We start from the raw sequence: 12,760 nt of genomic DNA on the forward strand, positions 1-12,760 counted from the left end.
ATTTTCTGCCCGAAAGTGGTATATAAAACGACTAAACCATTTAGCTAACTTTTCCCGCACCATCCTCTAAAGCTTCTAAAATAGAGCAAGTTACGCTGGTATGCGCCGTACCGCAGCAGGCAGCACTCAGTCTTTGTAACGACTCGCGCATCTGAGTCAATTCCTGTAACTTGAACTCAACCTCAGCAAGTCGTTCGTCCACAATTGCTTTAGATTCCTGACACGTGTGGTGCAAAGGATCGATGCGAATTGATAGCAGCTCCTTGATGGCGTCCAGCGTAAATCCTGTCGATTTAGCGTAACGGATAAAGCGAAGCCGCTGCAGATCATTATCATCATATTGGCGATAACCCGAAGGATTGCGGGTGCCAGGGCTCATCATCCCTTGCTTCTCATAGTAGCGGACAGTGTCAGCGGAAACATTTGCCAATCCGGCCAGCTCACCAATTTTGTACATACTATTTCCTCCTGAATTTATCATGCAGTGCATCTTTATAATGCCCCTGCAAAAAACCAGTATTCATACCCGCCTGCTGCAACCGCAGTTGAAGAACTCTGAGTCGTTTTTCAGAAACGGCAAATTGTGGGTCATCATTGTCCAGCGTCTGTAATAAATGCTCCAACTCGACAGCTTCCTTTCTGTCCTGAAGCGCTGGTGGCAAATAGCCTGCATTTTTTAAGATGCGAAATGCGACTCTTAGGTCTTCGGGTACAGCGCTATCATCATCCAGACTTAATGGCTGCCCGTTGCCTGGCAGATTATCAAAGTCCCCCTTTTCCTGAGCATCTTTGATGTGTTTCTCTACCCACTGGTCGACAAGGAGCATGAATTTACCTTTAGAAAATGGAAAGGATCATCATAGATCATACTTGCAGCTTAACGCGAACGGGGTGGGAATTCAGGTTCAATTCTGCCGGCAGTGAAGAAGATGGGTAGTTCAGATTTTAGATGTAAAAAAACCGGGCATAAGCCCGGTTTTTTCATGCATCTACAGATTATTCAGCAGTTGCTACTTCTGCTTTTGACTCTGCACGATCAACGAGCTCGATGTATGCCATCGGCGCATTGTCGCCTGCACGGAAGCCACACTTAAGAATACGAGTGTAACCACCGGCACGGCTCGCGAAACGCGGGCCCAGTTCATTAAACAGTTTTGCCACGATCTCGTTATCACGAGTACGGGCGAATGCCAGACGACGATTTGCAACGTTGTCGGTCTTGGCAAGAGTAATCAGCGGCTCAACAACGCGACGCAGCTCTTTCGCTTTCGGCAGGGTCGTCTTGATGATCTCATGACGAACCAAAGAGCCGGCCATGTTACGGAACATAGCCTGTCGGTGGCTGCTGTTACGGTTCAGTTGACGACCACTCTTACGATGGCGCATGACCTTATCCTTCTCAGTAAAACCTTAACCTGTGATCCGGTTACTCGTCAGCAATACTTGCTGGTGGCCAGTTTTCCAGGCGCATGCCCAGAGACAAACCACGGGACGCAAGTACGTCTTTGATCTCAGTAAGAGATTTTTTACCCAGGTTAGGTGTTTTAAGTAACTCAACCTCGGTACGCTGTACCAGATCACCGATGTAGTGGATTGCTTCTGCCTTAAGGCAGTTAGCAGAGCGGACAGTCAATTCCAGATCGTCAACAGGGCGCAGCAGGATTGGATCGAATTCCGGCTTCTCTTCTTTGACTTCCGGTTGACGTACATCACGTAAATCAACGAAAGCTTCAAGTTGTTCAGCAAGAATGGTTGCCGCACGACGGATCGCCTCTTCAGGATCGATCGTACCGTTGGTTTCCATTTCGATAACCAGCTTGTCCAAATCAGTACGCTGTTCTACACGCGCTGCTTCAACATTGTAGGCAATTCGCTCTACAGGGCTGTAGCATGCGTCTACTAACAGACGACCAATTGGGCGCTCATCTTCTTCCGAATGAATTCGGGCAGACGCCGGCACATAACCACGACCGCGCTGAACTTTGATACGCATGCTGATAGCAGCGTTCTCATCGGTCAGGTGGCAGATGACGTGTTGCGGCTTGACGATTTCGACATCACCATCATGGGTAATGTCGGCTGCAGTCACAGGGCCAATGCCAGACTTATTCAGGGTAAGAATAACTTCATCTTTACCTTGAACTCTCACCGCCAGCCCTTTCAGGTTGAGCAGGATCTCCAGGATATCTTCCTGTACGCCTTCTTTGGTGCTGTACTCATGCAGTACACCATCAATCTCAACCTCGGTCACCGCGCAACCCGGCATGGATGAAAGCAGAATACGGCGCAGTGCGTTGCCTAAAGTATGGCCAAAGCCACGTTCTAAAGGCTCAAGGGTCACCTTGGCGTGCGTCGAACTGACTTGCTCGATATCTACCAGGCGCGGTTTTAGAAACTCTGTCACAGAACCCTGCATTGTGTCCTCTCTTTGGTACTAAGCTTTACTTGGAGTAAAGCTCGACGATCAGGTGTTCGTTAATGTCGGAAGACAGATCAGTACGTTCAGGCATACGCTTGAACACACCTTCCATCTTAGCAGCATCAACTTCAAGCCAAGTCGGCTTTTCACGCTGTTCAGCCAACTCCAAAGCGGCCTTCACGCGAGATTGCTTTTTAGCTTTCTCACGGATGCTGACAACGTCATTCGGAGATACCTGATAAGAAGCGATGTTAACAACGCGACCGTTTACGATGATAGCTTTGTGGCTAACTAACTGGCGCGATTCCGCACGAGTAGCGCCGAAGCCCATACGATAAACGACGTTGTCCAAACGACCTTCAAGCAGTTGCAACAGGTTTTCACCGGTGTTGCCTTTCAGGCGTGCTGCTTCTTTGTAATAGTTACGGAACTGGCGCTCCAGAACACCGTAAGTACGGCGAACTTTTTGCTTTTCACGTAACTGCACACCATAGTCAGACAGACGCGGTTTACGCGCACCATGCTGACCAGGAGCTTGTTCAATTTTACACTTGGTATCGATCGCGCGAACGCCAGATTTAAGGAATAAATCTGTGCCCTCACGACGGCTAAGCTTGAGCTTAGGACCCAAATATCTTGCCATTTTCTCTCTCCAACAAACCTAAAAGCAGCGTTATACGCGACGCTTTTTCGGCGGACGACAACCGTTATGAGGGATAGGAGTCACATCAGTAATATTAGTGATGCGGAAACCAGCCGCGTTTAATGCGCGGATAGTAGACTCACGACCAGGACCAGGTCCTTTAACCATAACTTCCAGATTCTTGATACCGTATTCTTTCACTGCGTCAGCGCAGCGCTCTGCTGCAACCTGAGCTGCGAACGGAGTGGATTTACGAGAACCACGGAAACCGGAACCACCAGCTGTTGCCCAACCCAAAGCATTACCCTGACGATCGGTAATGGTAACAATGGTGTTGTTGAAAGAAGCATGGATATGAGCCACGCCGTCAGAGACTTGTTTTCTTACACGTTTACGTGTACGAACAGGTGCCTTTGCCATTTATTCAATCACCCCGATTATTTCTTGATCGGTTTACGCGGACCCTTACGGGTACGTGCGTTAGTCTTGGTACGCTGACCGCGTACTGGAAGACCACGACGATGACGCAAACCACGATAAGTCCCAAGGTCCATAAGACGCTTGATGCTCAGGGTGACTTCACGACGCAGATCACCTTCAACAATGAACTTGGCAACTTCGTCACGCAGTTTTTCGATTTGCTCTTCAGACAGCTCACTGATCTTAACATTTTCAGCAATACCGGATGCAGCACAGATAGACTGTGAGCGGGTTTTACCGATGCCGTAGATCGAAGTTAATGCGATCACGGTATGTTTCTGATCAGGAATGTTAATGCCTGCTATACGGGCCACTATGCACTCCTACTATTTATATACGGCAACACCATTCTGAAAAGCCCGTTTTCAGGATACTCAAATAGTATTGCTGCTTACATACAAAAGATTGGCTGGCTAATCTAGCCAGCTCAACCCAACTTTGCAAGAAAAATATGCGAGATAATCAGCCTTGACGCTGTTTATGCTTCGGTTCTGCACTGCAGATTACGCGAACGACACCGTTACGCTTAACAATTTTGCAGTTACGACATAATTTCTTGACGGAAGCACGAACTTTCATTTTTACTCTCCGTAACTTCGCAAACTCACCAGATTAGCGGTTATAGCCTTTCAGGTTTGCTTTCTTCAATGCAGACTCGTACTGACTTGACATCATCAGAGTTTGCACTTGAGCCATAAAGTCCATGATAACGACGACTACGATCAGTAGAGAAGTACCACCAAAGTAGAATGGAACTTTCATCGCGTCACGCATGAACTCCGGGATAAGGCAGATGAAAGTAATATACATCGCACCGATTAAGGTTAAACGAGTCATTACTTTATCGATGTACTTCGCCGTTTGCTCTCCCGGACGAATTCCTGGTACAAATGCACCGGACTTCTTCAGGTTATCTGCTGTCTCACGCGGGTTGAACACCAACGCAGTATAAAAGAAACAGAAGAAGATGATTGCAGTCGCATAGAGTAACACATAAAGCGGTTGCCCAGGCTGCAAATACAGCGAAATCGTTGTCAGCCAGTTCCAACCAGTCCCGCCCCCAAACCATGATGCAATCGTGGCAGGGAACAGAATAATGCTGGAAGCGAAGATTGCTGGGATAACCCCGGCCATATTCACTTTCAACGGTAAGTGCGTGCTCTGTGCTGCATAGACACGACGACCTTGTTGGCGTTTAGCATAGTTAACGACGATACGACGTTGACCACGTTCAACAAACACCACAAAGAAAGTCACTGCAAACACTAAAACTGCAACCAACAGCAACAGGAGGAAGTGCAGGTCGCCTTGCCGAGCTTGTTCAATAGTATGTGCAATCGCCGGCGGAAGACCCGCTACGATACCAGCAAAAATTATGATTGAAATACCGTTACCGATACCTCGTTCAGTAATCTGCTCACCCAGCCACATCAGGAACATTGTCCCAGTCACTAAGCTCACAACTGCGGTAAAGTAGAACGCAAAGCCTGGATTTAACACCAGGCCCTGCATACCAGGCATGTTCGGTAGACCGGTAGCAATACCGATCGACTGAAACACTGCCAATACCAGCGTACCGTAACGGGTGTACTGACTAATCTTACGACGGCCAGCCTCCCCTTCTTTCTTAATTTCTGCTAACGCTGGATGAACCACCGTTAACAACTGGATAATGATCGATGCCGAAATGTACGGCATGATCCCCAGAGCAAAGATTGAAGCACGGCTAAGGGCACCACCAGAGAACATGTTAAACATTTCAATGATGGTACCTCTTTGCTGCTCGAGCAATTTGGCAAGTACAGTGGCATCAATACCAGGGATCGGAATAAAAGAGCCGATACGGAAAACAATCAGCGCACCGATAACAAACAAAAGTCTGCGCTTCAGTTCGCCTAGTCCACCCTTGGCACTTTGAAAATCTAATCCCGGTTGCTTAGCCATCTGCTACTTATTCCTCAATTTTACCGCCAGCAGCTTCGATAGCAACACGAGCGCCTTTGGTGACACGCAAACCACGCAGAGTTACCGCACGACCAACTTCGCCAGAAAGGATTACTTTCGCGAACTCGATCTGGATACCAACTACGTTAGCGGCTTTCAGCGCGTTCAGGTCGATCACGTCGCCTTCCACCAGAGCCAGTTCAGACAGACGAACTTCTGCCGTGATCATAGCTTTGCGGGAGGTGAAGCCGAATTTCGGCAAACGACGATATAAAGGCATCTGACCACCTTCAAAACCACGACGTACGCCACCACCAGAACGTGAGTTCTGACCTTTGTGACCACGACCGCCGGTTTTACCCAGGCCAGAACCAATACCACGACCTACACGCCTTGGCGCTTGTTTGGCACCATCAGCCGGAGACAGAGTATTTAAACGCATCTCTTACTCCTCAACCTTAACCATGTAGGAAACCAGGTTGATCATACCGCGTACAGCAGGAGTATCCTCGCGCTCAACGGTGTGACCAATACGACGCAGACCCAGGCCCAGCAGAGTAGCTTTATGCTTCGGCAGACGGCCAATGGAACTGCGAGTTTGTGTAACTTTAATAGTCTTTGCCATGGTTAATTACCCCAGAATTTCTTCAACGGATTTACCACGCTTGGCAGCGACCATTTGTGGGGATTTCATATTTGCCAAAGCATCGATAGTTGCACGAACCACGTTGATCGGGTTGGTGGAACCATAAGCCTTAGCCAATACGTTATGAACCCCTGCAACTTCCAGGACGGCGCGCATTGCACCACCGGCGATAATACCGGTACCTTCGGAAGCCGGCTGCATGAACACACGGGAACCCGTATGAGCACCTTTAACAGGATGCTGCAGGGTGCCGCTATTCAGCGCGACATTCATCATGTTGCGACGGGCTTTTTCCATCGCTTTCTGGATCGCTGCCGGAACTTCGCGTGCTTTGCCGTAGCCAAAACCAACGCGACCGTTACCATCACCAACTACTGTCAGTGCGGTAAAGCTGAAGATACGGCCACCTTTTACGGTTTTAGATACGCGGTTTACCGCGATCAGCTTTTCCTGCAGTTCGCCAGCTTGTTTTTCGATGTGAGCCATCTTAAACCTCTTCCTTAGAACTGAAGGCCAGCTTCACGGGCAGCATCTGCCAGTGCCTGGACTCGACCATGATATTGGAAACCGGAACGGTCAAAGGATACTTTCGTGATCCCTTTTTCCAATGCGCGTTCTGCGATAGCTTTACCTACAGCAGTGGCAGCATCTTTGTTGCCGGTATACTTCAGTTGCTCAGTGATAGTTTTTTCTACAGTAGATGCAGCAACTATTACTTCAGAACCGTTTGGTGCGATGACCTGTGCGTAAATATGACGCGGGGTACGATGTACCACCAGACGAGTCGCACCCAATTCTTTGAGCTTGCGGCGTGCGCGGGTCGCACGACGGATACGAGCAGATTTCTTATCCATAGTGTTACCTTACTTCTTCTTAGCCTCTTTGGTACGCACGACTTCGTCGGCGTAACGGACACCCTTGCCTTTATAAGGCTCAGGACGACGGTAGGCACGTAAATCCGCAGCAACCTGACCGATAACCTGTTTATCAGCGCCTTTCAGCACGATTTCGGTTTGGGTCGGACATTCTGCAGTAATGCCTTCCGGCAGTTGGTGATCGACCGGGTGAGAGAAGCCTAAGGCTAAATTCACCACGTTGCCTTTAACAGCAGCACGATAACCAACACCTACCAGTTGAAGCTTTTTAGTGAAGCCGTCGGTAACACCTACAACCATAGAGTTCAACAGTGCACGAGTGGTACCCGCTTGGGCCCAACCGTCTGCAGCGCCTTCGCGTGGAGCGAAAGTCAGTGCATTTTCTTCCTGCTTAACTACAACAGCGTCATGGATAGTACGTGACAGCTCGCCGTTTTTACCCTTAATCGAAATAACCTGACCGTTGAGTTTTACCTCTACGCCGGCAGGAATGACGACGGGTGCTTTTGCAACACGAGACATTCTTTCCTCCCAATTAAGCTACGTAGCAGATAATCTCGCCACCAAGACCAGCCTGGCGAGCTGCACGATCGGTCATAACACCTTTAGAGGTAGAAATAACAGCGATACCCATACCGGCCATAACTTTTGGCAGCTCATCTTTTTTCTTATAGATGCGCAGACCTGGACGGCTGATACGTTGAATGCTTTCTACCACTGCCTTGCCCTGGAAGTACTTCAGTACTAATTCCAGTTCAGGTTTGGCGTCGCCTTCGATTTTAAATTCTTCAATATAGCCTTCTTCCTTCAGCACGTTGGCAATAGCCACTTTCAGCTTGGAGGAAGGCATGGTGACCGCAACTTTGTTCGCGGCTTGACCGTTACGGATACGGGTCAGCATATCCGCGATCGGATCTTGCATGCTCATCTGTCTTTACTCCCGTGATTCAATTGGTGACAATTACCAGCTAGCCTTCTTAAGACCCGGAATTTCACCGCGCATAGCGGCTTCACGGACCTTAATACGGCTCAACCCGAACTTCCGCAGGAAAGCATGCGGACGACCAGTTTGACGGCAGCGGTTACGCTGACGAGACGGGCTGGAATCACGCGGCAGAGACTGCAGCTTAAGAACTGCATCCCAACGATCTTCGTCGGATGAGTTCACACCAGAGATAATAGCTTTCAATTCCTCGCGTTTAGCGCGGTATTTATCAGCCAGTTTTACGCGAACGACTTCGCGTGCTTTCATGGATTGCTTAGCCATTAGTAACCCTGCCTTACTTGCGGAACGGGAAGTTAAAGGCTGTCAGCAACGCACGGCCTTCATCATCGGATTTCGCAGTAGTGGTGATAGTAATATCTAAACCACGAACGCGATCGACTTTATCATAATCGATTTCCGGGAAGATGATCTGTTCACGCACGCCCATGCTGTAGTTACCACGACCATCGAAAGACTTAGCAGACAAGCCGCGGAAGTCACGAATACGTGGTACAGCAATGGAGACCAGACGCTCAAAGAACTCCCACATGCGTTCGCCGCGGAGGGTTACTTTACAGCCGATCGGATAGCCCTGACGGATTTTGAAGCCTGCAACTGATTTGCGTGCTTTGGTGATCAGCGGTTTTTGACCGGAGATTGCTGCCAGGTCAGCTGCTGCGTTATCCAGCAGTTTCTTGTCAGCGATCGCTTCACCAACACCCATGTTCAGGGTGATCTTCTCGACCCGAGGGACTTGCATGACAGAATTGTAACCAAACTCAGCCATGAGTTTTTTTACGACATCGTCTTTGTAGTAATCATGCAGTTTCGCCATCGTACTACTCCAAATTACTTGATAGTTTCGCTGTTAGATTTGAAGAAACGGACTTTTTTGCCGTCTTCGAATCTAAAGCCTACACGGTCCGCCTTGCCAGTAGCCGTGTTGAAGAGCGCAACGTTAGAAACCGGAATTGCAGCTTCTTTTTCAACGATGCCACCTGGTTGGTTCAGGGCCGGTACAGGCTTCTGATGTTTTTTAACCAGGTTGATACCTTCAACAATGACCTTGCCAGAAGACAGGACATTTTTTACTTTACCGCGCTTACCTTTATCTTTACCGGTAAGCAGGATAACTTCGTCATCGCGACGGATTTTCGCTGCCATGGTTCGCTCCTTAGAGTACTTCTGGTGCCAGAGAGATAATTTTCATGAACTTCTCATTACGCAGTTCACGAGTTACCGGCCCAAAAATACGCGTGCCGATTGGCTGCTCGCTGTTATTGTTTAAAATAACGCATGCATTACCATCGAAGCGAATGACAGAACCGTCCGGGCGACGAACACCCTTCTTGGTGCGCACCACTACCGCCTTCAGCACATCGCCTTTCTTCACCTTACCGCGAGGAATTGCTTCCTTGATGGTAATTTTGATGATGTCGCCGACGCCTGCGTAGCGACGGTGCGAGCCACCTAGAACCTTGATACACATTACGCGACGTGCACCGGAGTTGTCGGCCACGGTCAGCATAGTCTGTTCTTGGATCATGTTAGTGCTCCGCTAATGTCAACTACAACTTTAGGACCCAGGATAGGTCGTTAAGAAATCCCCACAATATGAGGGCGCGGCATTATAACACCGGTTCCCGATTATGGGTAGAAAAAATAAACGGCCCACGTACATGAGCCGTTTACCTATTTTCGAGAGGCGCTACTGTATTACAGAATCGCTTTCTCTACAACGCGAACCAAGGTCCAAGACTTAGTCTTAGACAGTGGACGGCATTCGCTGATTTCCACAACGTCGCCGATACCACATTCATTGTTCTCGTCATGTACGTGCAATTTGGTCGTACGTTTGATGAACTTACCGTAAATCGGGTGTTTCACCACGCGTTCAATCGCAACAACAATGGATTTTTCCATTTTGTCACTGATTACACGACCCTGCAGAGTACGGATCTTGTCAGTCATTACGCACCCGCCTTTTCAGTCAGTAAAGTTTTCACACGTGCAACATCACGACGCACTTGCTTCAACAGGTGTGTTTGCTGCAACTGACCGCTTGCCGTTTGCATGCGCAGGTTAAACTGCTCACGCAAAAGGTTCAGCAACTCAGTGTTCAGCTCTTCCACGCTTTTTTCGCGCAGCTCTTGTGCTTTCATTACATCACCGTCTTAGTTACAAAGGTGGTTTTGATAGGCAGTTTGGCTGCTGCCAGCTGGAAGGCTTCACGAGCCAGCTCTTCAGGCACACCGTCCATTTCGTACAGGACTTTACCAGGCTGGATCAAAGCAACCCAATACTCTACGTTGCCTTTACCTTTACCCATACGAACTTCGAGCGGTTTCTCGGTGATCGGTTTGTCCGGGAATACTCGGATCCAAATCTTACCTTGACGCTTAACTGCACGGGTCATCGCACGACGTGCTGCTTCAATTTGACGAGCAGTCAGACGACCACGGCCAACAGCTTTCAGACCGTAAGTGCCGAAGCTCACATCCGTACCTTGCGCAAGACCACGGTTGCGGCCCTTGTGCACCTTACGGAATTTTGTACGCTTTGGTTGTAACATCAGCGACTCTCCTTACTTGCGGCCTTTACGCTGCTGCTTTTTAGGTTGAGCAGCCGGTTCCGGTTGTTCAACTGCAGCCATACCACCCAGGATCTCACCTTTGAAGATCCATACCTTAACGCCGATTACACCGTAAGTGGTGTGCGCTTCAGATGTGTTGTAATCGATATCCGCACGCAGAGTATGCAACGGAACACGACCTTCACGGTACCATTCGGTACGCGCGATTTCAGCACCGCCAAGACGGCCGCTTACTTCAACTTTGATACCTTTAGCGCCAAGACGCATTGCGTTCTGTACAGCACGCTTCATAGCACGACGGAACATAACACGACGTTCCAGCTGTGAAGTGATGCTGTCAGCAACCAATTTTGCGTCCAGTTCCGGTTTACGGACTTCGGCGATGTTAATCTGCGCAGGAACGCCAGCGATATCCGCTACGACCTTACGCAGTTTTTCGACATCTTCACCTTTCTTGCCGATAACGATGCCAGGACGAGCAGTGTGAATAGTCACACGGATGCTCTTCGCTGGACGCTCGATAACGATGCGAGAAACGGAAGCTTTCGCCAATTCCTTAGTCAGGAACTGACGAACTTTAAAGTCGCCGTCCAGGTTGTCAGCGAAATCTTTGGTATTTGCATACCAAGTAGAGTTCCAAGGTTTGACAATACCCAGTCGAATACCATTAGGATGTACTTTCTGACCCATTGCTAGTCTCCAGAGTCTCAGCGATCGGACACAACCACAGTAATGTGGCTGGTGCGCTTCAGAATGCGATCTGCACGACCTTTAGCACGCGGCATAATGCGCTTCATGCTTGGGCCTTCGTCTACGAAAATCTTCGTGACTTTCAGATCATCGATGTCAGCGCCATCGTTGTGTTCTGCGTTAGCAATGGCAGACTCTAGTACCTTCTTAACCAGACCAGCAGCTTTCTTGTTGGTGTAGGCCAGAGTTTCCAGAGCTTGCGACACTTTCTTACCGCGAATCAGGTCAGCAACAAGGCGAACCTTCTGAGCAGAAGAACGAGCGTGGCGATGTTTAGCGATAGTTTCCATCTCTTCCTCCTACCTTAGCGCTTTTTAGCTTTTTTATCAGCCGCATGGCCGCGATAAGTACGAGTCGGCGCGAATTCACCCAGTTTGTGACCGACCATTTCATCGGAAACAAATACTGGTACGTGCTGACGACCATTATGGACAGCGATGGTCAAACCGATCATGTTAGGAAAGATCGTTGAACGACGGGACCAAGTGCGCAAAGGCTTCTTGTCACCGCTTTCCACCGCTTTCTCTACCTTCTTCAGCAAGTGCAGGTCAATAAAAGGACCTTTCTTGAGAGAACGTGGCATGGCTTATCCTCTAATTATTTTTTGCTACGGCGACGTACAATGAATTTATCAGTACGCTTGTTGCTACGGGTCTTCTTACCTTTGGTTTGAACGCCCCATGGAGTTACCGGGTGCTTACCAAAGTTACGACCTTCACCACCACCGTGTGGGTGATCGACTGGGTTCATCGCAGTACCGCGAACGGTAGGACGAATACCACGCCAACGAGCAGCACCTGCTTTACCCAGAACGCGAAGCATGTGTTCAGAGTTACCGACTTCACCTAAGGTGGCGCGGCAATCGATCTGAACTTTACGCATTTCGCCAGAGCGCAGACGCAGAGTTACGTAGGAACCGTCACGAGCAACGATCTGAACGTAGGCACCAGCAGAACGAGCCATTTGGCCGCCTTTACCTGGTTTCATTTCTACGTTGTGAACCGTTGAACCTACTGGGATGTTGCGCATAGGCAGGGTGTTACCTGTCTTGATTGCAGCATCAACGCCAGATTGGATCTGGTCACCCACTTTCAGGCCTTTCGGCGCCAGGATGTAACGGCGTTCGCCGTCTTTGTACAGAACCAGCGCGATGTTCGCGGAACGGTTCGGATCGTACTCCAGACGCTCAACCACTGCAGCGATACCATCTTTGTTGCGTTTGAAGTCAACCAGACGATAATGCTGTTTGTGGCCACCACCGATATGACGGGTGGTGATACGGCCATTGTTGTTACGGCCACCGCTTTTGCTCAGTTTTTCAAGCAGCGGAGCATAAGGTTTACCCTTGTGCAGCTCAGGGTTAACCACTTTAACAACGTGGCGACGACCCGGAGATGTAGGTTTACATTTAACAATTGCCATTGT

26 protein-coding genes are annotated in these 12,760 nt (G+C 49.2%); all 26 read right to left on the reverse strand.

From position 1 onward, the window contains the following. Positions 1-40: 40 nt before the first annotated feature. The gene (zntR, locus tag CKQ54_RS01470; RefSeq protein ID WP_120163963.1) at positions 41-457 is read right to left on the reverse strand and encodes a Zn(2+)-responsive transcriptional regulator; all 417 of its coding nucleotides are present in this window, start codon (positions 455-457) and stop codon (positions 41-43) included. Position 458: 1 nt separating this feature from the next. Further along, on the reverse strand, positions 459-827 hold the full coding sequence (locus CKQ54_RS01475) for a DnaJ family domain-containing protein (protein ID WP_120163964.1): 369 nt from the start codon (positions 825-827) through the stop codon (positions 459-461). Between the two features lie 169 nt (positions 828-996). Then, the gene (gene rplQ / locus CKQ54_RS01480) at positions 997-1,386 is read right to left on the reverse strand and encodes a 50S ribosomal protein L17 (RefSeq protein WP_013573706.1); all 390 of its coding nucleotides are present in this window, start codon (positions 1,384-1,386) and stop codon (positions 997-999) included. A gap of 40 nt (positions 1,387-1,426) precedes the next feature. Then, positions 1,427-2,416, reverse strand: a complete 990-nt coding sequence (locus CKQ54_RS01485; RefSeq protein ID WP_002919219.1) for a DNA-directed RNA polymerase subunit alpha — start codon at positions 2,414-2,416, stop codon at positions 1,427-1,429. Positions 2,417-2,441: 25 nt separating this feature from the next. Beyond that, the gene (rpsD, locus tag CKQ54_RS01490; RefSeq protein WP_112288139.1) at positions 2,442-3,062 is read right to left on the reverse strand and encodes a 30S ribosomal protein S4; all 621 of its coding nucleotides are present in this window, start codon (positions 3,060-3,062) and stop codon (positions 2,442-2,444) included. Positions 3,063-3,092: 30 nt separating this feature from the next. Next, entirely contained in the window at positions 3,093-3,482 is a 390-nt protein-coding gene (gene rpsK, locus CKQ54_RS01495) for a 30S ribosomal protein S11 (protein WP_004929731.1), read from the reverse strand. A gap of 17 nt (positions 3,483-3,499) precedes the next feature. After that, positions 3,500-3,856 (reverse strand): 30S ribosomal protein S13, encoded by a 357-nt coding sequence (rpsM, locus tag CKQ54_RS01500; RefSeq protein WP_013573704.1) that lies wholly within the window; start codon positions 3,854-3,856, stop codon positions 3,500-3,502. A gap of 148 nt (positions 3,857-4,004) precedes the next feature. Beyond that, a complete protein-coding gene (rpmJ, locus tag CKQ54_RS01505; protein WP_002227352.1) occupies positions 4,005-4,121 on the reverse strand; it encodes a 50S ribosomal protein L36 in 117 nt (38 codons plus the stop codon). 33 nt (positions 4,122-4,154) lie between these two features. Beyond that, positions 4,155-5,486 (reverse strand): preprotein translocase subunit SecY, encoded by a 1,332-nt coding sequence (gene secY / locus CKQ54_RS01510; protein WP_013573703.1) that lies wholly within the window; start codon positions 5,484-5,486, stop codon positions 4,155-4,157. A gap of 7 nt (positions 5,487-5,493) precedes the next feature. Further along, positions 5,494-5,928 (reverse strand): 50S ribosomal protein L15, encoded by a 435-nt coding sequence (gene rplO / locus CKQ54_RS01515; RefSeq protein ID WP_013573702.1) that lies wholly within the window; start codon positions 5,926-5,928, stop codon positions 5,494-5,496. Positions 5,929-5,931: 3 nt separating this feature from the next. Next, a complete protein-coding gene (rpmD, locus tag CKQ54_RS01520) occupies positions 5,932-6,111 on the reverse strand; it encodes a 50S ribosomal protein L30 (RefSeq protein ID WP_013573701.1) in 180 nt (59 codons plus the stop codon). Between the two features lie 6 nt (positions 6,112-6,117). Beyond that, positions 6,118-6,618, reverse strand: coding sequence for a 30S ribosomal protein S5 (rpsE, locus tag CKQ54_RS01525; RefSeq protein WP_013573700.1), 501 nt, complete (start codon positions 6,616-6,618; stop codon positions 6,118-6,120). Positions 6,619-6,632: 14 nt separating this feature from the next. Continuing rightward, on the reverse strand, positions 6,633-6,986 hold the full coding sequence (gene rplR, locus CKQ54_RS01530) for a 50S ribosomal protein L18 (protein WP_013573699.1): 354 nt from the start codon (positions 6,984-6,986) through the stop codon (positions 6,633-6,635). Between the two features lie 9 nt (positions 6,987-6,995). Next, positions 6,996-7,529: a 50S ribosomal protein L6 gene (gene rplF / locus CKQ54_RS01535; RefSeq protein ID WP_112288138.1), complete on the reverse strand. Its 534-nt coding sequence runs from the start codon at positions 7,527-7,529 to the stop codon at positions 6,996-6,998. Between the two features lie 13 nt (positions 7,530-7,542). Further along, entirely contained in the window at positions 7,543-7,935 is a 393-nt protein-coding gene (gene rpsH / locus CKQ54_RS01540) for a 30S ribosomal protein S8 (RefSeq protein WP_013573697.1), read from the reverse strand. Positions 7,936-7,968: 33 nt separating this feature from the next. Then, positions 7,969-8,274, reverse strand: a complete 306-nt coding sequence (gene rpsN / locus CKQ54_RS01545) for a 30S ribosomal protein S14 (protein ID WP_013573696.1) — start codon at positions 8,272-8,274, stop codon at positions 7,969-7,971. Between the two features lie 13 nt (positions 8,275-8,287). Beyond that, entirely contained in the window at positions 8,288-8,827 is a 540-nt protein-coding gene (rplE, locus tag CKQ54_RS01550; protein WP_013573695.1) for a 50S ribosomal protein L5, read from the reverse strand. 14 nt (positions 8,828-8,841) lie between these two features. Then, entirely contained in the window at positions 8,842-9,156 is a 315-nt protein-coding gene (rplX, locus tag CKQ54_RS01555; RefSeq protein ID WP_095923752.1) for a 50S ribosomal protein L24, read from the reverse strand. Positions 9,157-9,166: 10 nt separating this feature from the next. Further along, a complete protein-coding gene (rplN, locus tag CKQ54_RS01560; protein WP_008457164.1) occupies positions 9,167-9,538 on the reverse strand; it encodes a 50S ribosomal protein L14 in 372 nt (123 codons plus the stop codon). Positions 9,539-9,708: 170 nt separating this feature from the next. Next, positions 9,709-9,963 carry a 30S ribosomal protein S17 gene (gene rpsQ, locus CKQ54_RS01565; protein WP_014333604.1) on the reverse strand — a complete coding sequence of 85 codons (255 nt, stop codon included), beginning with the start codon at positions 9,961-9,963 and terminating at the stop codon, positions 9,709-9,711. Next, positions 9,963-10,154: a 50S ribosomal protein L29 gene (gene rpmC, locus CKQ54_RS01570; protein WP_013573692.1), complete on the reverse strand. Its 192-nt coding sequence runs from the start codon at positions 10,152-10,154 to the stop codon at positions 9,963-9,965. The genes rpsQ and rpmC overlap by 1 nt, the downstream gene beginning before the upstream one ends. Next, a complete protein-coding gene (gene rplP, locus CKQ54_RS01575) occupies positions 10,154-10,564 on the reverse strand; it encodes a 50S ribosomal protein L16 (protein WP_009639183.1) in 411 nt (136 codons plus the stop codon). Before rplP ends, rpmC begins: the two co-directional genes overlap by 1 nt. A gap of 12 nt (positions 10,565-10,576) precedes the next feature. After that, positions 10,577-11,275 (reverse strand): 30S ribosomal protein S3, encoded by a 699-nt coding sequence (rpsC, locus tag CKQ54_RS01580; RefSeq protein ID WP_013573691.1) that lies wholly within the window; start codon positions 11,273-11,275, stop codon positions 10,577-10,579. A gap of 17 nt (positions 11,276-11,292) precedes the next feature. Beyond that, complete coding sequence (gene rplV / locus CKQ54_RS01585) at positions 11,293-11,625, reverse strand: 50S ribosomal protein L22 (protein ID WP_004391423.1); 333 nt, start codon at positions 11,623-11,625, stop codon at positions 11,293-11,295. 14 nt (positions 11,626-11,639) lie between these two features. Then, positions 11,640-11,918, reverse strand: coding sequence for a 30S ribosomal protein S19 (gene rpsS, locus CKQ54_RS01590; protein ID WP_004929772.1), 279 nt, complete (start codon positions 11,916-11,918; stop codon positions 11,640-11,642). Between the two features lie 14 nt (positions 11,919-11,932). Then, positions 11,933-12,757, reverse strand: coding sequence for a 50S ribosomal protein L2 (gene rplB, locus CKQ54_RS01595; RefSeq protein WP_112288137.1), 825 nt, complete (start codon positions 12,755-12,757; stop codon positions 11,933-11,935). Positions 12,758-12,760 lie beyond the last annotated feature (3 nt).

This window comes from Rahnella variigena, assembly GCF_003610915.1.
GTDB classification, from domain to species: Bacteria; Pseudomonadota; Gammaproteobacteria; order Enterobacterales; family Enterobacteriaceae; genus Rahnella; species Rahnella variigena.